The 23,893-nt window shown below is 59.7% G+C and carries 24 protein-coding genes; 14 read left to right on the top strand and 10 right to left on the bottom strand.

The features are described from left to right. Window positions 1–18 precede the first annotated feature (18 nt). The 3 genes from HMPREF2847_RS05630 to menE form a co-directional block, all read right to left on the bottom strand. Complete coding sequence (locus HMPREF2847_RS05630; RefSeq protein ID WP_083327327.1) at window positions 19–1,200, bottom strand: alpha/beta fold hydrolase; 1,182 nt, start codon at window positions 1,198–1,200, stop codon at window positions 19–21. Window positions 1,201–1,209: 9 nt separating this feature from the next. Then, window positions 1,210–2,106 carry a 1,4-dihydroxy-2-naphthoate polyprenyltransferase gene (locus HMPREF2847_RS05625; protein ID WP_070851765.1) on the bottom strand — a complete coding sequence of 299 codons (897 nt, stop codon included), beginning with the start codon at window positions 2,104–2,106 and terminating at the stop codon, window positions 1,210–1,212. 78 nt (window positions 2,107–2,184) lie between these two features. Further along, complete coding sequence (menE, locus tag HMPREF2847_RS05620; RefSeq protein ID WP_070851764.1) at window positions 2,185–3,345, bottom strand: o-succinylbenzoate--CoA ligase; 1,161 nt, start codon at window positions 3,343–3,345, stop codon at window positions 2,185–2,187. A gap of 150 nt (window positions 3,346–3,495) precedes the next feature. Here menE and msrA point away from each other — a divergent pair, with 150 nt between their 5' ends. After that, window positions 3,496–4,152, top strand: coding sequence for a peptide-methionine (S)-S-oxide reductase MsrA (msrA, locus tag HMPREF2847_RS05615; protein WP_070851763.1), 657 nt, complete (start codon window positions 3,496–3,498; stop codon window positions 4,150–4,152). A 99-nt stretch (window positions 4,153–4,251) separates the two neighbouring features. Beyond that, entirely contained in the window at window positions 4,252–5,433 is a 1,182-nt protein-coding gene (locus HMPREF2847_RS05610) for a YkvI family membrane protein (RefSeq protein WP_070851762.1), read from the top strand. A 34-nt stretch (window positions 5,434–5,467) separates the two neighbouring features. On the opposite strand, the gene HMPREF2847_RS05605 is transcribed toward HMPREF2847_RS05610, so the two are convergent. The 6 genes from HMPREF2847_RS05605 to HMPREF2847_RS05580 form a co-directional block, all read right to left on the bottom strand. Next, complete coding sequence (locus tag HMPREF2847_RS05605; protein ID WP_070851761.1) at window positions 5,468–6,901, bottom strand: ABC-2 family transporter permease; 1,434 nt, start codon at window positions 6,899–6,901, stop codon at window positions 5,468–5,470. After that, window positions 6,898–7,641, bottom strand: coding sequence for an ABC transporter ATP-binding protein (locus HMPREF2847_RS05600; RefSeq protein ID WP_070560785.1), 744 nt, complete (start codon window positions 7,639–7,641; stop codon window positions 6,898–6,900). The genes HMPREF2847_RS05605 and HMPREF2847_RS05600 overlap by 4 nt, the downstream gene beginning before the upstream one ends. A 118-nt stretch (window positions 7,642–7,759) precedes the next feature. Further along, window positions 7,760–8,467 carry a response regulator gene (locus HMPREF2847_RS05595; protein WP_070851760.1) on the bottom strand — a complete coding sequence of 236 codons (708 nt, stop codon included), beginning with the start codon at window positions 8,465–8,467 and terminating at the stop codon, window positions 7,760–7,762. 52 nt (window positions 8,468–8,519) lie between these two features. Then, window positions 8,520–9,749, bottom strand: coding sequence for a sensor histidine kinase (locus HMPREF2847_RS05590; protein WP_070851759.1), 1,230 nt, complete (start codon window positions 9,747–9,749; stop codon window positions 8,520–8,522). A gap of 33 nt (window positions 9,750–9,782) precedes the next feature. After that, window positions 9,783–10,463, bottom strand: coding sequence for an alpha-ketoglutarate-dependent dioxygenase AlkB family protein (locus HMPREF2847_RS05585; RefSeq protein WP_070851758.1), 681 nt, complete (start codon window positions 10,461–10,463; stop codon window positions 9,783–9,785). Window positions 10,464–10,479: 16 nt separating this feature from the next. After that, window positions 10,480–11,262 carry an SDR family oxidoreductase gene (locus HMPREF2847_RS05580; RefSeq protein WP_048759274.1) on the bottom strand — a complete coding sequence of 261 codons (783 nt, stop codon included), beginning with the start codon at window positions 11,260–11,262 and terminating at the stop codon, window positions 10,480–10,482. A gap of 139 nt (window positions 11,263–11,401) precedes the next feature. Here HMPREF2847_RS05580 and arfB point away from each other — a divergent pair, with 139 nt between their 5' ends. From arfB to HMPREF2847_RS05545, 7 genes are all read left to right on the top strand, one after another. Continuing rightward, window positions 11,402–11,845, top strand: coding sequence for an alternative ribosome rescue aminoacyl-tRNA hydrolase ArfB (arfB, locus tag HMPREF2847_RS05575; protein WP_070851757.1), 444 nt, complete (start codon window positions 11,402–11,404; stop codon window positions 11,843–11,845). 41 nt (window positions 11,846–11,886) lie between these two features. After that, window positions 11,887–12,813 carry a pyridoxal kinase PdxY gene (pdxY, locus tag HMPREF2847_RS05570; protein WP_224784074.1) on the top strand — a complete coding sequence of 309 codons (927 nt, stop codon included), beginning with the start codon at window positions 11,887–11,889 and terminating at the stop codon, window positions 12,811–12,813. 231 nt (window positions 12,814–13,044) lie between these two features. Then, the gene (locus tag HMPREF2847_RS05565; RefSeq protein ID WP_070563925.1) at window positions 13,045–14,697 is read left to right on the top strand and encodes an ABC transporter substrate-binding protein; all 1,653 of its coding nucleotides are present in this window, start codon (window positions 13,045–13,047) and stop codon (window positions 14,695–14,697) included. A 126-nt stretch (window positions 14,698–14,823) separates the two neighbouring features. Continuing rightward, a complete protein-coding gene (locus HMPREF2847_RS05560; protein WP_016422018.1) occupies window positions 14,824–15,771 on the top strand; it encodes an ABC transporter permease in 948 nt (315 codons plus the stop codon). Then, window positions 15,764–16,591 (top strand): ABC transporter permease, encoded by an 828-nt coding sequence (locus tag HMPREF2847_RS05555; RefSeq protein WP_016422019.1) that lies wholly within the window; start codon window positions 15,764–15,766, stop codon window positions 16,589–16,591. The genes HMPREF2847_RS05560 and HMPREF2847_RS05555 overlap by 8 nt, the downstream gene beginning before the upstream one ends. Then, window positions 16,588–17,538 (top strand): ATP-binding cassette domain-containing protein, encoded by a 951-nt coding sequence (locus tag HMPREF2847_RS05550; RefSeq protein WP_016422020.1) that lies wholly within the window; start codon window positions 16,588–16,590, stop codon window positions 17,536–17,538. The genes HMPREF2847_RS05555 and HMPREF2847_RS05550 overlap by 4 nt, the downstream gene beginning before the upstream one ends. Next, a complete protein-coding gene (locus HMPREF2847_RS05545; RefSeq protein ID WP_083317223.1) occupies window positions 17,535–18,287 on the top strand; it encodes an ABC transporter ATP-binding protein in 753 nt (250 codons plus the stop codon). Before HMPREF2847_RS05550 ends, HMPREF2847_RS05545 begins: the two co-directional genes overlap by 4 nt. A gap of 454 nt (window positions 18,288–18,741) precedes the next feature. Here the strand turns inward: HMPREF2847_RS05545 and HMPREF2847_RS11770 are convergent, their stop codons facing one another. Next, on the bottom strand, window positions 18,742–18,891 hold the full coding sequence (locus HMPREF2847_RS11770) for a hypothetical protein (RefSeq protein WP_241482441.1): 150 nt from the start codon (window positions 18,889–18,891) through the stop codon (window positions 18,742–18,744). Window positions 18,892–18,897: 6 nt separating this feature from the next. Here HMPREF2847_RS11770 and HMPREF2847_RS11250 point away from each other — a divergent pair, with 6 nt between their 5' ends. From HMPREF2847_RS11250 to HMPREF2847_RS05520, 5 genes are all read left to right on the top strand, one after another. Continuing rightward, window positions 18,898–19,146 carry a hypothetical protein gene (locus HMPREF2847_RS11250; protein ID WP_241482443.1) on the top strand — a complete coding sequence of 83 codons (249 nt, stop codon included), beginning with the start codon at window positions 18,898–18,900 and terminating at the stop codon, window positions 19,144–19,146. Next, a complete protein-coding gene (locus HMPREF2847_RS05535; RefSeq protein WP_065421727.1) occupies window positions 19,143–20,543 on the top strand; it encodes an MATE family efflux transporter in 1,401 nt (466 codons plus the stop codon). Before HMPREF2847_RS11250 ends, HMPREF2847_RS05535 begins: the two co-directional genes overlap by 4 nt. A 214-nt stretch (window positions 20,544–20,757) precedes the next feature. Further along, window positions 20,758–21,879: an ABC transporter substrate-binding protein gene (locus tag HMPREF2847_RS05530; protein ID WP_246821952.1), complete on the top strand. Its 1,122-nt coding sequence runs from the start codon at window positions 20,758–20,760 to the stop codon at window positions 21,877–21,879. Between the two features lie 95 nt (window positions 21,880–21,974). Beyond that, the gene (locus tag HMPREF2847_RS05525) at window positions 21,975–23,024 is read left to right on the top strand and encodes a FecCD family ABC transporter permease (RefSeq protein WP_070851786.1); all 1,050 of its coding nucleotides are present in this window, start codon (window positions 21,975–21,977) and stop codon (window positions 23,022–23,024) included. Window positions 23,025–23,203: 179 nt separating this feature from the next. Further along, window positions 23,204–23,863: an ABC transporter ATP-binding protein gene (locus HMPREF2847_RS05520; RefSeq protein WP_080969612.1), complete on the top strand. Its 660-nt coding sequence runs from the start codon at window positions 23,204–23,206 to the stop codon at window positions 23,861–23,863. Window positions 23,864–23,893: the final 30 nt, after the last annotated feature.

Genomic DNA, 23,893 nt, shown 5'->3' with positions numbered 1-23,893 from the left:
TCAGCTATCGTTGCCGCTCTAGCTTCTTTTCTGAACTTTCTCCAGCACCCGCTCGATTGCCCGGTTCACCGCATCCGGAGCTTCCAGCGGCAACATGTGGCCGGCCCCGTCGACTTCAACTAGCTCGGCATCCGGCCACTTTTCCATAATTAGGTCTGCTTGCTTGCGGGGAGTGACATCGTCCTTCGTGCCCACCAGTACCGCTCCCGGCAGACCCTCTAAGCGAGGTCCGGCCGCGAACTCTTCATGGTCCTGCAGGTCGTCGAGGTATCCCACGAAAGTTTCCAGCGGTGTTTCATTAATCATGGCCGCGTGGAACTCGATGATCTCGTAGTCCGTGCGCCGGGCGAACACCGCAACTGCCAACGACGGCGCCATCAGTGACGCGATTGCCTCGCGGAACTTGCGGATCTCCTTCGGCGAGGACTCAATCGCATTGCGCGCCGCATCCGCCACCGGGGACGCGAGAATCTGCGGTACCCCCTGGGCGGCAAGCTTGTCGATAGACGTGGAAATCAGCACTACGCCTGCGATCCGACGGCGAATACTTTCCTCGGCAGCGCGCACCATGTGCAGTGCGATCAAACCGCCCAGTGAATGCCCAACCACGATGAGTTTTCCGGTCGCGGCGCGCTCCGCAATCACGGCCAGCGCATCGGCCGCGGCACCTTCGACCGTGCAGAGTGAAGCCGGAACCGCGCCGGTCTGGCCGTGGCCGCGTAGATCCATGGTGAGCAGGCGTGCTTCCGGGTGTGACTTCCGCAGCGCGTTGAACTGCCGGTACCAGGACTCGCCAGCCAGGGTGAAGCCGTGGATAAAGACGATGGTCACGGGGTCGTTGGCGGGAGCACTAGGGGGACTCTCAGGCTCAACCTCGTACCAGTGCACCGGAATATCGGTGGTGACAGCATCTGGTTTGTCACTGGCCTTTCGCTCGTCATCCTTGGCCGCAATGTCGGCTGTGACCGGTGTGGTCTTGATATGTACTACACCGGTGGCCGTAAGATCCGTCAGGCCCGGTTCACGGGTCTGTGAATGCAGCGCGCCGTGCTCCAGTGCCAGTCGCCGACGCCCCGAACTGGTCAAACGCAGAGCAGCGCTGCGGACGAAAGCTGGAGCCTTGGCTGCTGTGTCACCTACTCGGGTTGCGGCCTTCTGGACGTCGTCAAGCGTCTTGTGCGTCAGTGCGCGGAAGTCCATCGGTACCCCTTAGCTGAGTGCGAGTGCGAGTGCCGTGATGACGGACCAGGCAAGCATCATCTTGCCGGTAAGCCCCAGTACCGGGATGAGCTCCTTGCCCTTCTTATGCATGCGGATTGGCTCGGAAGCCTTCACCCACAGCGGCACGATGAGCAGACCCACCAACGCCCATGGGCGCCAGAAAGCGATAAAGATACTGGCCAGGGCAGGCATGATGGAGAGAATCTGCCAGACGATGCGAGTGCGGAAGTCGCCCAGGCGAACTGCCAGGGTGATCTTGCCGGTGGCAGCGTCGGTGGGAATATCGCGCAAGTTGTTCGCCAGGTTTACGGCAGAGGACACCGAACCGATACCGATTGCGCAGGCCAGACCGACCCAGGACAGGGAGCCGGTCTGGGTGAACTCCGTACCGAGCACCGCGACGAGACCGAAGAAGACGAAGACCGAGACCTCGCCAAGGCCGCGGTATCCGTAGGGATTCTTGCCGCCGGTGTAGAACCACGCCGCCGCGATGCACAGCGCACCGACCAGAATGAGCCACCACGCGCTCATCAGAGACAGCGCCACACCGGCAAGACCCGCGACACCAAAAGCGCCGAACGCCGCGTACTTCACGACCTTCGGCTCCACCAGCCCAGAACCAGTCAGGCGCAGCGGGCCTGAGCGGTCATCGTCAGTGCCGCGGATGCCGTCGGAATAGTCGTTGGCGAAGTTCACGCCCACAATCAGCGCCCACGCGACAACCAGCGCGAGCACCGCGCGTCCCCAGATAATCGGCGCGTGCGTCGATGCTGCTCCGACACCGACGATGACCGGCGCAAACGCATTCGCCCAGGTATGGGGGCGCGCGCCTTCCAGCCAATCGCTTAACGACGCCGTTGCAGGACTCTTTGGTGCTTCAGACATGAATTAATAATAGGACGTGACACCAAATGCCTTGAACTAATGCGGGTTCGAGCGGCTTAAAGGCTGGAAGGCAAAAGATTAAAAGAGCGCCGCGACTTTCTTCCGGTCGACCTTGCCCGGCCCAATCAGTGGCAGGGCCTCCACGCGACGCAGATCCTTCGGAATCATCCAGTGATTGATGCGCCCAGCGTCTTCAGAATCGCCGAGGCCGTCCATGACATCGCTGAGCTCAGCGGTTCCTTCATACGCTGCGACAATGGCGTGGCCGAGCCGTGGGTGTGGCACGCCGACCACGCAGGCTCCCGTAACGCCATCGATGGCGAGCAGTTCACGCTCGAGGACTTCGGGGTGCAGTTTCAGCCCGCCGGAGTCGATGATGGTGTCCAAGCGTCCCGTAATGATGAGCCGACCGCCGCGGATTTCGCCCGCATCGGAGGTGGCGAACCAACCAGGTTTGGAAAAGGCCTCGTGACCGGGCGCATTGCGGTAACCGTGTGCAATCATCGGCCCGCCGAGCCAGACGCGACCATTTTCGATAGCGACCTGTGCACCTTCGATGGGCTGGCCGTCATAGACACAGCCGCCGGCCGTCTCGGAAGAACCATAGGTGGTCACGATGTTAATGCCGAGCTCTTCCGCGCGTGCTGCCACCTGTGGGTTCAAGGCCGCGCCGCCGACGAGGATGGCGTCGAAGAGACGCAGGGCTGCCACGCCAAAGGGTTCTTCCATGGCCTTCGCCAGCTGCATGGGAGCCAGCGAAGTGTAGGCGCGGTCGCCGGCACCGGCACTAGTGAGGGCCTCGGCGCCGTCGGCGAATGCGGCTACATCAAAACCGTCTGTCACATCCACGCAGACCGGGTCCGTGCCCGCGAGCAGCGAACGAATGAGAACCTGCAGGCCAGCGATATGGTAGGCCGGCATCGCCAGCAGCCACTGTCCTTCACCACCGAGCCACTGATGTGTAGCGGTAGCAGAGGAGACCAAGTTATCCACCGTCAGTTGTGCACCCTTCGGTGTGCCGGTGGAACCGGAGGTGCCGACAACAAGTGCGATGGACTCATCAATTGGCTCACCTGCGCGTTGCGAGTTCCGCAAGATTGAGGCTCGCGTGCCGTCGTGAAGCGGAACGGGAAGCAGCGAGACCTCGCCGTCCAGCGCGGCACGGAGATCGGGCAGGATAGCGGTCGGGTCGTGGGGATTGACGGAAAGCAGGCTGAGCGTACGCACAATCCAAACCATAGCCCGTGTTGTGCCGTAGTTTCTGGTGACGAGGCGTGTGAAACGTGAGTGTGGCGGTGGTGACAGGGGGGCGGAACAATCGCTGCCGCGGACGCGTTGCGCAGACCGTAGGAAGTCGTAGATAGAAACACAGATAGGAAGGCATCGAAGATGGGTTGGTTCTTTGGTAGGTCGGCGGAGCTTGTGCCGGAAGGTGAGGCGCTAAAGGGCGGCTCGCACCCGGTGCTGGAGAATCCGAAGCCACATGCGGTGCTCGGCACGCCTATTACCGGCCCATGGGAGGATGGCCAGGAGGTTGTCTACATCGGTATCGGCTGCTACTGGGGTGCTGAGAAGCTGTTTTGGGAAACCCCGGGCGTGCTCAGTACGTCGGTCGGGTTCGCCGGTGGCGTGACGCCAAATCCTACTTACCGCGAATCCTGCACTGGGCGCACCAACCACACTGAGATTGTGGAGGTCGTCTACGACCCGGAGCAGATTAGCTTCGACCAGCTGATCGCGAAGGCTTTCGAGGCCCATGACCCCACGCAGGGCTACCGTCAGGGTAATGATGTTGGCACGCAATACCGTTCCGCGATTTACACGACGACGCCCGAGCAGGCGCGCCGGGCGCAAGAAATCGCCGATGCGTACGCGCCGAAGCTTGCCGATGCTGGCCTGGGCCCCATCACCACCGAGATTAAGCCACTGTCGGAGACTCCGGCAGGGGAGTACTACCGAGCCGAGGACGAGCACCAGCAGTACTTGTTTAAGAATCCGAACGGCTACTGCCCGGTGCATTCAACCGGCGTGGCCTGCGGGATTTAAAGGCGAAATTTCGTAGAACGCTTAATCGCGATTAGTAAAACGCACTGAGAAAAGTAAGGTGGTTATATCAATCAGATAGTTGAACAGGAGTGAACCCTTGTGGTGAAGCAAGTACTGCGCGTTGCATTTGCTTTCGTCGGCGTAGTCGTCGGCGCGGGCTTTGCGACGGGTCAGGAAATCATGCAATACTTCGTCGCCTTTGGCATCGATGGTGTCTGGGGTGCCGTTCTCTCAGCGGTGATCATGAGCCTGATGGCAATGATTATTCTGCAGCTGGGAAGCTACTTCCAGGCCTCCGAGCACGGTGAAGTATTCCGACGCGTATCGCATCCCATCTTTTCGCGAGTACTGGACATCGGCGTGATTATCACGCTCTTCGCCACGGGGTTCGTTATGTTCGCCGGTGCCGGTGCCAACATGGAGCAGCAGTGGGGCATCCCCGTGTGGATTGGTGCCGTGATGATGGTGCTAGTGACCATCGCAGCCGGTTTCCTCGACGTCGATCGCGTGACCACTGTGATCGGTTCCATCACGCCGTTTATCGTTGGCTTTATCCTACTGGCCAGTATTTATACGCTGGCGTTTACCGATGCCACCCCGGCCGCGGAGCAGGCAGCTGCCATCGCAGAAGTCCCGACTACTCTGCCGAACTGGGTTGTCGCCGCAGTGAACTATGTCGGTTTTAACCTGATGGTTGCGGTCTCCATGGCGATTGTTATTGGCGGCAACCTGTTCAATCCCCGCGCTGCAGGTGCCGGTGGTTTCGTTGGCGGTTTGGTGTACTCCGCAATGCTGCTGATTACCACCATCACGCTGTTCCACACTGTTGGTACCGTCGCCACTGATGCCGTGCCGATGCTCACCGTTATTAACCGCTTGCACCCGTGGCTTGGTCAGGCAATGGCCGTGGTTATTCTCGGTATGATTTTCAACACGGCACTTGGCATGTTCTACGCACTGGGGCGTCGCGTCACCGCAAATCACCCGGAAAAGTTCAAGATTGTCTACGTTGGTCTGGTTCTGCTCGGTTTCGCCTTGAGCTTCATGGGCTTCCAGAACCTGATTGGTTGGGTCTACCCAATCCTGGGCTACATCGGGCTGCTGCTCATTACCGTCATGCTCATTGCCTGGCTGCGCGGTCGTGAGCGCATCAGCGAAGAGACTTCTCGCCGTAAGCGCATCTTCCGCCTTGTTCGCCGTGGTCGGAAGAAGGAAGCTCGCGAGGAAATCGAAGACTCCAACCTCAGCGTCGAAGAGGTTCGCGAGGCTATCGAGGAGTAGGTGGGCTGGCGCGTGGCTGCAGTCAGCGTCGCTGTCAGCTCAGGAATCGGATGGCTTTCAGCGACGTTGCCCGCGCCCAGGCCACGAATGCCCCGGTCACAATGGCGGATACGAGAACCATCAGCGGCCACCGCTCGGGGTAATCACGGACCACCCAGGTCCATCCCCATTCTGAGGTCCACCACAGCGGTGAGGCACTGAGGACATCACCGCCAACCATCACCGCCCAACCACCGAGCGCGACCGAGGCAAAAATCGCCGCTGCCACACTCCGACGCGCAATCAATCCGGTCACGGCCACAATCATTGCGGCCACAAGAGGCGCGATGACCGCCTGGTACGGCCAAGGGTTGATGTCGGTCTCGCTGCTGGCTTCGCCGCCTGCGCCGCTGATAATCGCCGCAATCACGAGCACTGGCGCGAGAAATGCCATATCCAAGGCAAACAGTCGGAGCGTGATGCTCCCGCGCGAGCGCCGATACATCAGCGCTGGCCAGGCATCAGCTTGCGAGGTCCACGTCATGATGGCGACCACGGTTGCGGCCGTCGGCACGCAGACGAAACTCAGCAGCCCCAGCGCATACTCCGGGTTCCACACCACACGCACGACCGCAAGCCCGGCAAGCATCAGTGCTGCGAGGCTCCACCAGGTGCGCCAGGGCAGGGTCGCGCTCATGCCATGGCTTAACGACGAAGTGCTGCGTTCCCGGCCCGTCGGCAAGCTGACAGATTTTCCGTGCGCAGCCAATGCGATGGCAAAGAAGCCTAGCCCGAGGAGTAAATGCAGCAGCGCGGGCGGCAGGATGGCGATGTCCCAGATTTCGCTGTCTGCGGGAGCCGTGATGGAATTAGCCTGCACACCGTGAATAGGTAACGTTGGGCGGATTGCCCAGGTCCACGGGAGAGCTTGCCAGTTTGGGCTCATGGCATCCAGTGTTCCTGCGATGGCCCAAGCGATGGCAGTCAGCGGCGCAAGGAAGAGAGCTGCGCGTGGCACAAGGCGCCATAGGGCAAGGCCGAATGCCCAGAACACGAAGAATGACAACGTGTTGAAGATCGTGAATTGCAATGCGGTGCTCACGCTCCGGGCAAGGAGAGCGGCCATCAGTGCGTGGCCGAGGGCCGTGGAGGCGATGACAGTGGCTGCGCGTGCCAGGAGCACTCGAGTGCTCGAGATATTGCGCCAGATTAGGCCACCTTGGCGGAGCTTTTCTTCACGGTTTTGGCCAATGACGGACGTAATAGCAGCCAGGGGAGGAAGCAGGATAAGTGAGTAGATGTGGGCACTCGCCATGGCGGTGGCATCGACACCTCTAGAAAAAACCATGCTGACCAGAGCGATTGCCACCATGATGATGGGCAGGAACATGGTGAGCGACCACTTCGCCCGCAGTAGTTCGGCGCGGAAGTAGTGGCGCGTAGGAACAGCGCGCGTGTTAAGAGTGCGTGTGTGCGGTTGAGCGCTCATCGGGCAACACCTACTGCGGCAAAGAAAGCCTGCTCGAGGGATTGACCAGCAGCCGCAAAGTCAGTCAGCGGGCCTTCGTAGACCAGCCGGCCCCCAGCAAGGACGCCAAGGTGGTCAACGCTCTTTTCGACCTCTCCGAGTTGATGGGAGGACACCACGACGGCCTTGCCACTAGCGGCGAGATTTCGCAACAAGGTGCGCAGGCCCACGATAGCTTCCGGATCGAGGCCGTTGGTGGGCTCGTCGAGAAGCACAATATCGGGGTCGGTAAGCAGAGCCATTGCCAGGGAGAGACGAACCTTCATGCCGGTGGAGAAAGCACGCGCGCGCTTGTTACCAGCATGAAGCCCGACCATGTCCAGGACCTCGGCGATACGGTGCTTGTCCGTGCCGGTCAAATGTGCGTGCACTTTGAGGTTGTCGGTGGCCGAGAGTTGTGGGTAGAACGCCGGGCCATTGATGGAGGCGCCGATGCGGTCTAGGTCGGCAACGGACCACGGGCGTCCCGCAATACTGATTTCACCGGAGTAGGGAATTAGCCCAAGCACAGTGCTCATCAGCGTGGACTTACCTGCGCCGTTGAGTCCCAATAGTCCGTAGACCTCGCCGGCACGGACGCTCATATCGAGGCCGTTTAGGACAGGTTCGTTCTTGCCGTAGGAGACAGTGATGCCGCGCAGCTGAAGGAGGGAAGCGGCGGCATCTGCGGAAGGGTCTGAGGTAGGAGTTGGTGCGTTCATGCCTTAAGTAATAGGAGTGCTTGGCACGATTCGCGCCCTCCCTGAGGATGAGATGGCGGAAATATCCTCCCCAGGGAGGAGAGGCGATAGCGAGGATGACGGAACCAGTGAGGAGAAGCTACAGCAGCCCGTTTTTCGCAGCCCAAATGACAAGATCCACGCGACTGCGTGAGCCCGTTTTTGTTAGTAGCGCTTTCACATGGGTTTTCACGGTCGTCGTGGCGACCACCAATCTGCGAGCGATCTCATCATTGGAAAGCCCCTGGCAGACGAGGTCCAAAATCTCCTGTTCGCGGGGTGTGAACTGGGTTCCTGCGTCGGTGGGATCTGAGCCAGCGCCATGTGTCGAGGAAGCGCTTGCTGACTGCTCGAAGTGGGCCGTGCGCGGTGAAACGTGTCGCAACACCATTGGCGTCACCTTCGGATCGATGACTCCTTCACCGCGGTGGATACGCATGATGGCCGAAAGCAGCTCACGGGGATTGGAGTCTTTGAGCAAAAAGCCTGCGGCCCCAGCTTCTAAAGCGCCGAGCACGAGGGATTCTTCGCGGAAGGTGGTCAGTACCAGAACTTTCGGAGCGGATGCGTGGGTCGCGCCTCCGGACGATGCCCCTCGCACGATTTGCCGCGTGGCCTCGATACCGTCCATCACGGGCATACGAATGTCCATGACGACCACATCCGCACCGGAGGCAAGACGCACAGCCTCGGCGCCGTCGCCTACGGCACCAATGACTTTCATCTGCGGGTGGGCATCAATAAGCTGCGCGAAAGACTGCCGAATCAGAGCCTGATCTTCAGCCACTAATACTCGAATTACATCCATTGCTCGTCTTTCTTGACAGTTTCGACAGCCAGCCCTGCTTCGGTTGAACCGCTTACAGGCGGATACTGACGCGGAACATGCCGTCGCTTTCACCATAAGTCATCTCGCCACCGAGCTGCGCCACGCGTTCATCCAGACCAATCAGGCCAGCACCAGCTCGCTTCCTGGGGTCCAAAGTTTCGCTCTCAGCCCGGTTTGCGGTCACCAAATGAACCCGCGCCGGGCTGTCATCAGCGTCGGCAGGTGGATTGATTATCAGTGCCAGCTCACCAGCCCCCGATGAGTGCTTGGCCATATTCGCGGCCAACTCCGTCACTGCCCGCACCAGAGTCAGTCGCTTCGCGAGTGGCCAATCCGCCAGCGCCTCATAAGACTCCGGCAGAGTCACCGAAACATTGCGACCCGGCGGACAAACAGCCGCAACCAGACGTGGAATCTCATTCGGATCAGCGCTAATCTCGCCGCCTTCACGTAGTGCATCGACAAGCGCATGCACATCTCGCAACGATTGTTCTGCGGTCTCGGCAATACCTTCCAGCGTGGTCTTTTCAGCAGCGCTTTCCGCTCGTGAGTCATCCATCTCCGCCAGGTACAGCGCTGTTTGGGCCTGAACCTTAATAGAGGTGAGTCCGTGCCCCACGACGTCGTGAAGCTCCCGGGACAACTCCAACTTGTTGAGCGCCACGACGTTCTCCAACTCCGCGGCATGTTCCTCGGCGTTGATGCGCAGCCACAGCGGCACTGCGTACGCGCTCGCCGTGATGAGCACCGCGGGCAGACCGAAGACCAACAGCCGTTCCGGAGTAAAACCGAAGGCTGGAACCGCTGGGTTGAGGAAACTGCCAATCAACCCTAAAAAGAGCCCAACTATGCCCCAGGTGCGATTCTGTTCCCACCTGGTCACAGCCCATAGTGATAGTGGGGCGGCAACAATAATAGGGTCTACCCCAAGGTTCACCGGGGATAGCCACACCAGCAAGGCGAGGCCCGCTAGGGCACTGTACGTAATCACAAACGATGCACGCACTGCTTTACGACGAAACGCTGCGGCGCCGGCAATCATCGCGGACAGAACCACATTGGTGACATAAGTGAAGCTCGGGCCATAAGTAAATAGCGGCGTCATGCTCAACCAGCAGCACAGCAGGAAAGCAGCCGCAATAGCGAGATCGGCAGCTGGGAACGAGCCGACAAAGAAACGCACCCGGCTGCGCCAGTCGAGTGGGGCAGGAGTCTGCGTGGTGGCAGCCTGTGCGTGCATGGAGGAAGTGGTGCGCTGCATGTGTCTAGGCTAGCGGTCGGTGGCTTGCGCGGTTTAGTGTGAGTTTTCCACTTGCCGAAAAGTGATATTGATGCGGCCCTCTTTAAGCCCGCACCCCTCAGGCAAAGTGTCCGGACGAGTCTTGGGCACACCATGAAATGCAAGCCGCTTGGGACCACCAAACACAATCACATCCCCGCTGGCGAGAGTCACGTCATCCCAGGGTTTGTTGCGGTTTTCAGTTCCGCCAATGCGGAACAGAGCCTCATCGCCGATAGAGAGCGACACAATTGGCGCAGGGGAGTTTTCGTTGCGATCCTGGTGCATCCCCATGGTGGCCCCAGGTGGGTAGTAGTTGACTAACGCCATGTCGGGCCGGAAAGTGGTGGGCCACTGGTTGAGGGATTCGTCGTAAAGCGCGGCAGCGCCGAGTGCTTCGGTGGCGAGCTGCAGCAAATTGTCAGGCACAGGTGGGACGCGAACGCCGCCTGCGTGCGTGACGTAGCGGTACGGATTCGTGGCCCACATGCGCCCCAGGTGCAGCATGAAGACCTGCATCTGACCACTTTTGAGCTGCGGGCGAGTCATGGCCAGGGGAGTGCCGGCAACGTCGCGGGCGATGTCGCGGAGTTGCGTGATGATGCCGGCCTGCCGCTCCAATGGAAGCCACCCCGGAAGATGAACAACTCCCGGCGTGATGCGGGCATCGTCGCGCGGGAGCTGATCAAAGAGCATAGGTCTAGTTTGCCTCTTAACCCGCGATGATTGCGTTAACCGGGCGGGACAGGAACTGCGGACCAATCTTGCCCAGGTAGCGCAGGATAAAGTCCGCTGCCGACACCGAGTAGAAGTGGCGCTGGCGCTCAATGAAGTTCTGCGGATGCGTTGCCTTCCACACGGCATCAGCGACCTGATCCGGCGTGATGCGCACGCCAAGACGACGGGTCGAACCAGCGGAAACGTCCGCCAGCTTGGTCTTCGCCCACAGCGGCATGATGGCGACGACGCGGATCTTGTCCTTGCGCCATTCCAAATCCAGAGCCTGCGTCAGACCCGAGACGTAGAACTTCGACGCAGAGTACGGCGCGATGTGCGGCTGGCCGTAGATACCCGAAGCCGAACCCATGTTGACCAGGTGAGACCCCTTGGTGCGCTTCAGGTACGGATGTGCCGCCTTCGCACCCAGCGTCAGGCCGGTGCAGTTGATGTCCACCTGCGCGCGAATAATCTCCGGCGACTGGTCGGTGATATCGCCATCGCCGATGATGCCCGCGTTATTGTCCAGCACCGTCAGCTTGCCGCCGGTGTGGGAGGTGAAGTCCGCAAGCGCGTCCTCCCACTGCTTAAAGTCCGTCACGTCCAGCTTGCCGACGATTACCTCCGGGCGCTCAGCCTTGAGCTTCGCCAGGGCATCCTCATTGATGTCGTAGACGCCGACGGTCCAGCCTGCAGCCAGGAACTTCTCGGCCACCGCGCGGCCAATGCCCTGCGCGCCGCCGGAGATGAAAATGGACGGGGAATCAGAAGTGGCCATGGTGTCTCAATCCTGCCTTTTCTTGCTGTTTTTATAAGTGGATAAATGTTATTTGCCAGCTTAGGTGAGTATTTGTTGTTTAACCGCGGATTAGAGGAAACGCGCCCTGATTACAAACGCGCCCTCTACACTGGCCACCATGAAACCCCTGAACATCCCACCAGGTCCCGGCATCCCAAAGGGCCTCGTCATCCCCGCAGCGGAGCTCACCGAACGCTTCGCGCGCTCCGGAGGGCCGGGCGGCCAGGGTGTTAACACCACCGACTCCAAGGTGCAGCTATCGGTGGATATCGCCGAGCTCAGCGTGCTTTCCGACATCCACCGCCGCCGCGCCCTCCAGAACCTCAGCCACAGACTCGACGGCACCACACTCACCGTGTCGGTCACCACGCAGCGCTCCCAGGTACGCAACCGCGCGGAAGCCCGGCGTCGCTTGGCGGATCTCATTCGGGAAGCCGTGCAGCCACCGCCTCCGAGGCGCCGGCGGACTCGACCAAGTCGGGCCTCGATTGCCCGTCGTAAAGCGCAGAAGCAACGCCGCTCTGAGCTCAAAGCCAGCAGGCGCCGACCCAGCTCCTACTAGGGGAATATGGGATTTTCGCGCATTCGTTGCAATATAGAGGAATGAGCGAAAATCAGGCCCCTACCGAAAAGGCAGCTGAAGCCGTCGCGGAGTTCAACCGCGTGCCCTCGATCCTGTCCATCCAGTCGCATGTGAGCTACGGCCATGTGGGTAACTCCGCTGCCGTTTTCCCGCTGCAGCGCGCAGGTTTTGAAGTGTGGCCGGTCCACACCGTCGATTTCTCCAACCACACCGGCTACGGCCAGTGGCGCGGCCCGATGATTCCGGCCACGGATGTGCGTGAGGTCATCAAGGGTATCGATGAGCTGGGCAAGCTTGACGACGTCGACGCGATTATCTCCGGCTACCAGGGCGGTAGCGATATTGCGGATGTCATCATCGAGGCCGTGGCGCTGGCCAAGGAGCGCAACCCGAAGGCCATTTACTCGTGTGACCCGGTGATGGGAAATGCCAAGAGTGGCTGCCACGTCTCGGATGACATTCCGCCGCTGCTGCGCGACAAGGTTGTGCCGGTGGCAGACGTGATTACGCCGAACCAGTTTGAGCTGGGATACCTGACAGGCCGCGAGGTCAGCGACCTGGAGTCCACCATTGCGGCAGCCCATGCTGCTCGTGAGATGGGCCCGGAGGCCGTGCTGGTCACCAGCGTGCTGCGTCCGGAGCGCAAGGAGGGCGAGATTGAGATGCTCGCCGTCAACGGCTCGGGCGCATGGCTGGTGGCGACGCCGTACCTGCCGCTGAAGCGCAATGGCTCCGGCGATGTCGCGGCTGCGCTGTTCGCGGGCAACCTGCTGCGTGGTCGCGGTATTGACGGTGACCTTTCGGTCGCGCTGGGCAACACCGCGGCCAGTATCTTTGAGCTGCTAAAGGTCACGCACGAGTCCGGCTCTGACGAGCTGGAGCTCGTTCGTGCGCAGGAGGCCTACGTCCACCCGGAGCAGCGCTTTGAGGTTACGAAGGTTCAGTAGGTGGAGGTAGGGCTTTATAACCGAATATAGGGGGAGTCGATGGCGGCAGCACTTATGTGTTGCCGCCATCGTCGTACCAGGTCTTCGGGATTTTTCTGCCTCTTACCTGGGTTCTAAACATTTATGCAACAAGAAGAAAAGATTTCGAACCATTGAAATAAAGTTTCCAATGAGTAAAAAATGAAAACGGTTACTACTTAGTTGCGCCTATCCTTCAATAAAGGGGAGTAAATGTTTTCTACCCGCACGGGGCGAACCCTGGCTGTCTCGGTCTCTGCACTTGCGATTTGTGGCCTCGGGTTGACCGCCTGTTCGAACCCCGATGATAAGTCCGCCTCCGGCGCCAGCGCCGAGCAGACCCTGGTCCTGCTGGATAACAACGAAACCGGCGGATACAACCCGGTTGCTGGTTACAGCAGGTCCGGCGATTCCCCGGTCTACGAGGGCCTTTTCCGGCTCAAGCCGGTGTCGGGTGACACCTCCACGAAGCCCGTCGACTTTGAGCCTCTGCTAGCCTCCGGCCCCGCCGAGCCGAGCAATGGCAACAAAACGTGGACCGTTCCAATCAAGGACGGAATCACCTTCTCCGACGGGACCACCTTCGGGCCGGAGGACGTCGTGGCGACCTACAAGGCCATCCTCGACGAGCGCTCGGCCTCCTCTGAGGCTCCGAACTGGGAAATGCTCGATGAGGTGCACGCCGACGGAGACAAGGTCGTCTTCGAGCTGAATATCCCGTACGCGGAATTCGATCACCAGCTCCTCAACGGCATCGCCCCGTCGGAGGCCTTCAACTTCGATGATTTGAAGCCCGCCGAGGACTCAGATCTCAATACCAAGCCCGTGGGAACTGGCCCGTTCAAGCTCGAATCTTTGCGTGCCGACGAGGCCATCTTCACGGCCCGCGAGGATTATCACGGCGGGGCCCCTGAGCTGAAGAAAGTCATTTACCGAGTCAATCAGGACGAAAACTCCCGTGCTCAGCAGCTGCGCGGCGGCGAGGGCGACGGAACCATTATGGAGCCGGCGTTGGCGCAGGAATTTGAAGGCCAGGAGGGATTCAAGGTCGAGTCGGCGCATTCGGCGGACTGGCGCGGAATCACCCTTCCAGCGGGCAACCCGGTCACCGGTGACCAGGCAATCCGCAATGCGGTCAACCTGGCTGTCAACCGTGAGGCCATGGCGAAAGACGTGATGAAGGGCCACGCGAAGCCGAACTCCACCTTCCTCGCGGACTTCTACGGCGACGCCTACGACCCGACCGCCGAGATCAAGCACGACACCGCGAAGGCCGAGAAGCTTCTCGACGACGCCGGGTGGAAGAAGGGCTCGGACGGCATCCGCGTCAAGGACGGCCAGCGCGCCGCGTTCGATGTCATCTACTTCCCGAACCGCGATCACGCCCGCACAGACCTGACGTTGGCCGCAGCCTCCGACCTGAAGAAGGTCGGCATTGAGGTCAATCCGGTCGCCCGTGATTCCAAGTCTGTCACCCGCGAGGACTACGCCAAGACCCCGGTCATGCTGGGAGGAGGCGGTACCCCGTACTCCGTCGACGGCCAGATCTACTCAATCTTGCACTCCAAGTACGCTGAGCCGGGTGCCGGTGCCAAGTGGGATAACGGCTCCGACTACGTCAACCCGGAGATCGACAAGCTGCTCGACCAGGCGCGCGTCGAAGCGGACCAGGCCAAGCGAGACGAGCTCTACCGTAAGATTCAGAAGCTCTACGCCGAAAAGCCCGCCATGCTGCAGCTGGTCTACGTTGACCATGTCTATGTCGAGCGCGACCGTGGCTACACGCACCCGGATGCCATCCTTGAGCCCCATGCCCACGGCCTGAACTTCGGCCCGTGGTTCAACCTGGGGGCATGGCACAAGTAAATGACAAAAGCCGAGCCACACCCACGTCCTCACCCTCGCTCGCGCCCGCACTCACACCCGCGTCTACACCCCTCTGAGCATCAACCCCGTTTCAAGAGCCGGAAACGGCAGGTCGCAGGAATCGTCGTGAGGCGAGTGCTGGTAGCCGTTCCCATCGTTGTGGCGGTGACGGCAGCAGTGTTCGCGCTGGCGGCGGTGAGCCCCTTCGACCCTTTGGATGCGTATCTCAAAGGTCAGGCGGGCAACCTGACCGAAGCGCAGAGAGTCTCGATTTCTCACCAGTTGGGGCTGGATAGGCCCTGGTGGGAGTCGTGGTTGGTGTGGCTGCAGGGCCTGGCGGTGGGCGACCTTGGCATTTCGAGGTCCTACTCACAGCCGGTGACGCAGGTGCTCGCCGAGCGTCTGCCGTGGACGATGCTGCTCGGCGCCTGCGGACTTGCCGGAGCTATCGCGCTGTCATTCGTTCTGGCACTGTGGGCTGCGGTGCGGCGCGGGGGAGTGCTAGACCGGCTAGTCCTGTCGATCTCGACGGTGATTCAGGCGACCCCGCCCTTCGTCGTTGCACTCGGCGGCCTCGGCCTTTTTGCGTTGGCCTGGAAGCTATTTCCCACCGGAGGCCTGACCTACCCGGGCGAGCCCGTGACTTTCTCCTCTACGGTGGCGCACCTTACGCTGCCAGCTGTCGTTCTTGCGATTACGCAGGTGCCGTGGCTGGTGCTGTCGTTGCGTGAGTCCATCGTCGAGGTCATGGACTCCGGCGCGGTCACCGGAGCGCAGGTCCGCGGCATTCCGCGCCGAACGATTATTTTCTCCCATATCCTGCCGACCGCAGTGCCGCCTTTCCTCGCGCTCATCGGCGCGCGACTGTCTGAGCTGGTCGTCGGATCGACACTGGTGGAGGCGGTCTTCGCGTGGCCTGGGCTCGGAACCGCACTGGTCAAATCGGCTCAGAGCTTGGACTTTCCGCTGCTGAGCATTCTCACTATCGCGACGACGGCTATCGTCCTGCTCGGAAATCTGCTTGCCGACGTCGCCTTCGTCGTCCTCGACCCACGGGTGGATGCAGATGCTTAAAACGACAAAGAGGCCGGTCGCCCCGGTCGTGGCCGTGGCGTGCCTGGTCCTCATCGCTGCCTACGCCTTTTTAACTCCGCTGTTTCACGACTCCGACCTGGTGCTCACCGACTTCGCCAATTCCGGTGTCGCCCCGGGGCCTGAGCACTTCTTCGGTACCGATTCGAAGGGGCACGACGTTTTCGTTCGAGTTGCTGCGGGAATGCGCATTTCCCTTTTCATTGCACTGGTCACGGCAGTGTGCTCGGCGATCGTCGGTATCGTCCTCGGCGTTACCGCAGGCATGCTCGGCGGGCGCGTCGACCGCGTCATTATGCGCAGCGCCGACGTCACCAACGCGCTGCCGCACCTGCTACTGGGGCTGCTCATCGTCAGCCTTTTCCGAGGCTCGGTCCCCGCAATCATCATCTCCCTGGTACTGACGCACTGGGTGACCATCACCCGAACGGTCCGTGCGTCCGTGCTGCATCTGCGGGGCGCCGAGTTCGTCGAGGCCGCGCTCCTGTCCGGAATGAGCCGCGCACGCGTGCTAGCTCGGCACGTTGTTCCGGCGGCACTGGGGCAGTCCTTGGTCGGCCTTATCTTGCTGATCCCGCACGCAATCTGGCACGAGTCAACGCTGTCTTTCCTTGGGGTGGGCCTGCCGCCGCACAAGCCGTCTCTCGGGACTCTGCTTGCCGACGCCGAGGGCGCCCTGCTTCTCGGCCATTGGTGGATTTTGGTGTTTCCCTCGTTTTTCCTCGTCGCCACAACGTTGTGTATTGCGGCCGTCGGCACGCATTTGAAGGAGCGGGTGACCGGACAGGAGGTGCTGGTGTGAGTGCTCGGGAGGGCGTCGGCAAGCGAGAGAAGCTGCTGGACATTGAGAGACTGACAGTGCGGATTCCCCTGCGCGGTGGTGACGTGGTGCATGCCGCGACGGGCGTGTCCCTGACTGTGGGTAGGGGAGAGGTCGTCGCGGTTGTGGGTGAGTCGGGCTGCGGAAAGTCGATTATTGCCTCGGCGGTGGTTGGCATGCTGCCGCCGCACGCGAGAGTAGAGGGGCAGGTGCGTTTCTATCCGCGCGAAGGGGCAGCTGACAGTGGTGCAGAAGCGGAGAGGAACGCCGAGCCCATCGAAATTCTGGCGCGGCGACGTACCGGCGCGGGCCTTGCTCGCACTGACGAGGAGCTGGCGGGGCGGCAAATCGCGCTAGTACCGCAGTCGGCGGCGACGTTTTTGACACCGGTGCGCACGGTCGGGGCACAGCTAAAAGAAACAATTTCCGTTCTGGGGCGCAACCACACGGTGGAGGAGATGCTGCGGCGAGTCAGCCTGGATGCGGAGGTCGCGGCGCTGTATCCCCACGAACTTTCCGGGGGTATGGCGCAGCGCGCAGCAGTGGCATTCGCCCTGGCTGGCGACCCTGCTCTGGTGATTGCTGACGAGCCGACGGCCTCCCTCGACCCCGACCTGACCATGGCCCTGCTGCGCATGCTTCGCCAAATCGCCGACAGTGGTGTGGGAGTCATGCTAATTACGCACGACATTTCCGAGCTGCGCGATAGCGGCATCGCCGACCGAGTTGCAGTGATGTACGCATCGCGCCTTGAGGAGACGGGACCGGCAAAACAGGTGATTGAGGCCCCAGCCAGCGAATACATGCGCGACCTGCTCGCAGCGCTGCCCGAAAACGGCATGCGGCCGATGCCCGGCGTGGTGCCGAGCTTGACGAACCTGGACGAGGACTATTGCTACGCGCGCAGGCTCGAGGAGGCGGGGAAATGAACGAGGAGGCTGTGGTGAGTAAGGCGTTGGTGAGTGAGCAGGCTTCGGTGAGCTGTGACGCGCAGGCGAGTGGCAAAGCGCTGGTCGCCGAGAACGTGTCGAAGTCATTCGGCGCCAAGGACGGCTCTGCGAGAGTCGTTTTATCGGACGTTTCCATCAGGGTTGATCCAGGGCAGATCGTCGGGCTTCGTGGGCCTTCGGGGGCTGGCAAGTCCACGCTCGGCCGTATCCTCGCAGGCCTGGAAGTGCCCGATTTAGGGCAGTGCTTCTGCGACGGGGTGCCGGTCGGCGCTGTGCGCAGCCGCGCCGGGCAGCGGGTTCGTGGCCAGATTGGGATGGTGTTTCAGTCTCCCCGAAGGTCCTGCGACCCGCGGATGACTTTGGGGCGCACCATTCGCTCAGCCGCACGACAGGGGCGGCAAGGGCGGCGGGATGGTCAGCGAACCGGGAAAAGTGTGGACATCGACGAGCTCATCCGAAACGTTGGGCTGACTCCGGACCTTCTCGATCGCTTCCCTAGCCAGGTCTCAGACGGGCAGCTCCAGCGTGCCGCAGTCGCTCGCACCCTGGCCGCCGGTCCACGCTACCTCATCTGCGACGAGATGACCGCCATGCTCGACGCCGCCAACTCCGCGGCAATCGTCGAGGTCATCCGGGATTTCGCCGTATCTGGCGGCGGTGTTCTCATGATTAGCCATGAACACAGGCTTCTCGCCGCCGTGTGCGACGGCGTCCTCGCCTTAGAGTAGCGATATTGCTTAGCGCCCAGCTTGGAGTCATTGAACCTTCACTGCCTGTGATCGCCGATAGAATCTAGGAATTAGGGTAGCCATACCTATGACAGGTAGTGTAGGCTCTCCTTTTGTTGGTTGAATGGTTGGCTATCAATCGTTACTTGCTTGAAGGACTTCTATTGATTGATTCAAAAACTCCAAAGCTTCGACTTTTGACCCGATCGGACTTGGAAGATATCGAACTCGAACCTTCGCTGGTTATCCGTGCAGTAGAAGATGGATACTTGGCATTCGCGGAAGGTTCCTCGCAGTGCCCGACAAAAATGATGATTGACTTACCGGTTGAGAGCCGGGACTCGATTGCTTTTTCGATGCTCGGTTTTGATGCCAACCGTGATCTCGTTGGATACAAGACCTCTTATCGCCACGGAAGCGACAACCCAGATAAGTACTACACCACCATTAGTCTCTACGACGATGAAAGCGGCATGCCATACGCGCTAATGGACTGCCAAAAAGTTGGAGCCTCGCGAACTCCCGCTACGACCTCATCGACCATGGAGTCAAAGTTAGCGATGTCAAGGCATTCGCTGTGGCCCGAGTGTTGGCTAGGGAACATGGGCTCATGGTTGGAGGCACAGCAGGTGCTGCAATCTACGAAGGTTTGCGTCATCTACACGAGTTTCAGGCAGGAACAACAATGGTCGTCATTGTTTGTGATGCTGGTGAGAAATATCTCGACACAATTTTTGATACTGATTGGCTTCAGAAAAATCATTTGTATTCAGAAGTTATGGAGCGTCAAGTTTCGCGAATGCTCAGAGCCTATGGTGATTCTCGTGCCATTGCTAGTTCCTTCGAGGTGGCCGGGTGATAAATCCAGCTCGTGCAATTGGCCAGCAAACCGTGTCCTACCGTGATGTCTATTCGCTTGCGCTACCCATCGCGGGCGTTCAGCTAGCGGGGGTTGCGCTAACCACGACCGATGTGCTGATGCTGCAGACCCTCGGTGTAGTGGCAATTGCCGGCGGCGGACTCGCAATGCAGTTCTACAACCAGATTCGCACCATGTGTGTCGGTATGGTCACCGCCGGAGGCAACCTAGTAGCCGAGGCCGCGTCGGAGTGGGAAAAGACAGGCGAGGAAGTTGCGGCTGAGCGAATCCGCCAAGCGGTACGCAGTTGCATGGCCGTCGGTACCGCAACTGCAATCATTGGTGGCCTCATCGTGATTTCATTTGGTGCGCTTGCACTCATCTTGCCCATCGACGACACTGTTGCCGAGCTAGCGTTCTCGATGACGGTCGCGCTTGCACCAGGCCTTATCCCGATGATTTGGCTCAATGTCCTGCGGCAGTTTGCAGTCGGCATGCGTCGGCCGGGCTCTCTGCTGGTGGTTACGCTCATCTCCATCGTTGTCAACGCTGCTCTCAACGCTGGATTCCTCCGGCTAACAAGTGTCAATGAATGGGGAACTGCATGGGGACTGGTGGGCATCGGTCTGTCGACCACCTGCGTCCAGGTTTTTACCCTGCTGTCCTTTGCTGGCTTGCTGCAAAGAGACCGTCAGCTACGGAAATTCTTCGCGGTCATTCCGAGGCCCGGCGACGCAGCATGCATGAGGCGCATTATTCGGCTTGGGATTCCAGTTTCGCTTACCTACGGCTCTGAAGCTGCGATTACTACTATCGCAGGTCTAGCGATGGGCCTGGTTAGCCCAGTCATGCTGGCAGCGCACACCGTTGTTAACCAACTCGCTTATATCGTCTACCAAGTATGTATCGGCTTCTCGCACGGAGGATCTATACTGGTCAGCCGTGCATTAGCGGATGGTGCCGAGGCAGTCAAACAGGTATCACGTCGGGTTTTGCACGCAGTGGGTATTTATCTTGCCGTCGTCGGTTTGCTCTGGTTGCTACTGGGCAAGTACGTCGTTGGACTGTTCCTTACTGATTCCAACGTTAGTGCCAATCCCGATGTACGCCATATAGCGACAATCTTGTTGTGCCTTGCCGTGCTTCAGCAGTTCGCTAAAGGCTCCCAGAACGTGCTGGTGGGGCTCCTTCGTGGGCTGCGCGACACGAAGTCGGGTCTCAGTGCGACCCTTTGGGGCTACTGGGCGGTGGGGGTTCCAGCTCTCCTGATTCTTGGCCTTGGCCTTCGTTGGGAAGGATATGGCGTTTGGGTTGGGCTCATCCTTGGCTTTTCCACGACCGCTGCTCTGCTTTACCGCGCTCTGCAGCGTCACCTGCAACCCACTAGTTCCGTGTGACGGCCGAAGCTTCGTAACACCCATCCAGAAATAGTCTGAACCATCCACGTAAAGATGACGTTTTCCCTCTACCGAAGGGGATCCGAGGAGCTGAATATGCGGTCGACTGACCGCCTGCTCCGGAAAGAAGAAAATGAAGGTTAGTTCTCCTCTTACTCCAAGCGTGCTACTGCGTGACTTCCCCGCAAGGGTGCTTTTCGCGGTACTCCTATGCATGTCGCTCGTCCTTCTCGCCGCTTGCTCAGATGGAAATGGAGACGCATCCGCTAGCAGTGAGAAGCGTACCGTCGTCGATGCGCTAGGACGCGAAGTTAAAGTCCCGCAGAATGTCGAGCGAATCCTGATGGGCGGGCAGAAGATGCTTTACACGACGGCGCTTCTGAACCCAGACAATCCAACTGACAAGATCGTTGCCTGGCCAGAGGACCTGAAGGAAAACGACAAAGCCACTTACGACCGCTACGTTGAGAAGTTCCCCAAAATCAAGGACATCCCGACCACAGGCGAGATTTACAACAACACTATGTCGCTGGAACAGGCTCTGGAGTCCCGACCCGATGTCTTCGTAGTAAACGCGGGTGTCTTCGACGCGGCTAAAGATGCTGGAATCGTTGATGGATTAGAAAAGGCAGGCGTGCCGACGGTGACTGTCGACTACTTCATTGACCCAGTGAAAAACACCGAGCCCAGTATTCGAATGATGGGACAACTGCTGGGGCGTGAAAAGCAGGCGGAAGACTTTATCAACTACTACGAGAAGAAGGTCAACAAGGTCGCTGACCGCCTTGCCGAGAAGAAACCAGCACCGACACCGACATTCCTGTGGCGAGCACCCGGTTACTTTGACTGCTGCTCAACCTTCGCCAAGTCCAACCTGGCGCAGATTGTCAATTTTGCCGGTGGACTAAACCTTGGCGACGAAATGATTGATGCGAAGCAAGGGCAGGTATCGCCAGAGGCATTGGCCGGGAAGAATCCTGAAGTCATCATTGCCACAGGCGCAGACTGGGATCAGGGTAAGACTCCGGTCAAGGAAGGAAATTACGTACCGCTGGGTTACTCGGAATCGAAGGAAGAGGCGCAAAAGGCCCTTCACGATGTCGTCGATAAGCAACCCGCTGTGCGTGAAGTCGACGCGGTGAAAAGTAAGCGTACTTTCGTCGCATGGCATCATTTTTACGATTCGCCATATAACTTCCTGGCAGTCGAGATGTTTGCAAAGGCCATGCACCCGGACTTGTTCGGCGACATTGACACTGAACGAGAGGTACAGGACCTGCACGATAAGTTCCTGCCAATCGAGGCCTCGGGCACCTTCTGGACTGGGCTGGAGTGATGTCGAACATGCAAGTTTCGCACGGAAACCTGGCAACAACGCAGGGGAGCGGAGACGCCGTTCGCGGGGAGCAGGAAGTCAGCCCTGATAGAGTAATGGTGCAGTCAATTTTTCACTGGTATCAGCGCGCAGCACGGAAGAAGTGGGTGATAATCGCTCTGATTACTGTGGTGTTGGCTTTGACATCGCTTGCTGACTTTCTACTCGGTGGCGGTAGCATGCCTGCCAGCGAAGTTTTGCATACATTGACCCATCCGGTTGGTGCGCGACCCATTGACCACCAGATTGTTTTCGACATTCGGCTTCCGATGACCGTGACTGCAGTGCTCGTCGGAGCGACGCTGGCAGCGGCGGGCTCACAAATGCAGACAATTCTGGGAAATCCCCTGGCCGAGCCGTACACCCTGGGCGTGTCAGCGGCGGCCGGATTCGGTGCTGCCCTGGCTGTGGTCACCGGCTTCGCTTCTGAGGGAATCGGTGCGGTGCTGGGGATGGCCGGGACTGCGTGGGTGTTCGCGATGCTGGCCTGCGCTGCGATTCTGCTCTTTTCCCGATTTCGTGGCCCAGGAGTCGAGGGGATGATTCTCCTCGGTATCGCGATTGTATTCTTTTTCGACGCTCTACTGGCCCTGATGCAATACCTGGCCTCGGAGACGCAGTTGGAACAGGTTGTGTTCTGGACGATGGGTAGTCTCACCCGCTCGAACTGGACGCAGATTGCGTTGCTCGCGGTGATATTCGTGATGGGGCTACTCTTCTTTTACCTCAATGCCTGGTCGCTGACTGCATTCCGGATGGGCGATGACCGCGCAAAAGCCCTTGGCGTAGACGTTGATCGACTGCGTGCGCTGACCCTTATCGTGGTGTCCTTTATGGCGGCAACCGCTGTGTCGATGGCCGGTACGATTGGATTTATCGGTCTCGTCGGCCCACACGTTGCGCGCTTATTGGTAGGCGAAGATCAACGTTATTTTCTTACTGCTTCGACTTTGGTAGGGGCGCTGCTTCTGGTTGCGGCATCGGCAGTGTCGAAGGTGATTCAACCGGGTGTAATTCTTCCCGTAGGCATTATTACCGCAATTGTAGGAGTGCCCGTATTTGTCGCGATTATCGCTGGCCAGAGGAGGAAAATGTGGGTTGGCTAAAGGCAAGTCGCTTTGTCGGGAACGACGCTGTACATGGTCATCACGACAGCCCCAGTAAACCTGACGGTAAACCCCTCGGCGAAACCCCTCCAGAATCGTCCGCTCTTAGCGCGCGAGGAGTGTCTTTTGCTTACGACGGCCATCATGTCCTGCACAATGTCGACGTTGGGCCTCTTCCGATGGGAAGCGTGACTGCGTTGGTCGGTCCCAACGGAGCTGGCAAATCGACACTGCTGAGGTGTTTGGCGGGCCTTGAAAACTGCTCGGGGCAGGTACGTGCTGAAAGATCTCTATATTTGCCACAGGACCCTCCGCCGCTGAGCTCATTGACCGTGTACGAAAGCGTCCTGCTTGCCCGGCAACAGTCGTTTTCTGGGTTTTCCGCACTGCGTGTCGGATCCACAGTGCGGGCAGAAGTGCAGGCCACCATTGAACGACTTGGGTTGGTTGCGTTGTCATCGCGGCTGATGTCTGAGTTGTCTGGGGGACAGCGGCAGTTGGTGAGTTTTGCGCAGGCGGTTGTGCGACGACCTCGGGTATTGCTTCTCGACGAGCCCACCAGCGCACTCGACCTGCGTAACCAATTGATGCTTCTCGGGCAGGTACGCAAGTGTGCGCGGGAATTGCCCTGCGCGGTAGTGATGACACTTCATGACCTGGGGCAAGCGGCGCGCTTTTGCGAACATGTGGTTGTTCTAGCCGATGGTCGGGTCAGCAGTGCAGGGCCTCCGGCAGAGGTCATTAATGAAGCTATGCTGCGAGAGGTTTATCAGGTAGAAGGTGCGGTGCTCCCGACTCGCAATGGCGGGCTGGCGGTCGAAGCGTCGGAGGCACTCTAGCGCAGACCCGTGACTGTAGCGCACGCTCTC

The sequence above is a fragment of the Corynebacterium sp. HMSC074C03 genome (assembly GCF_001838285.1).
In the GTDB taxonomy this organism is placed as follows: domain Bacteria; phylum Actinomycetota; class Actinomycetes; order Mycobacteriales; family Mycobacteriaceae; genus Corynebacterium; species Corynebacterium amycolatum.
This window is presented reverse-complemented; position numbering and strand designations above follow the sequence as displayed.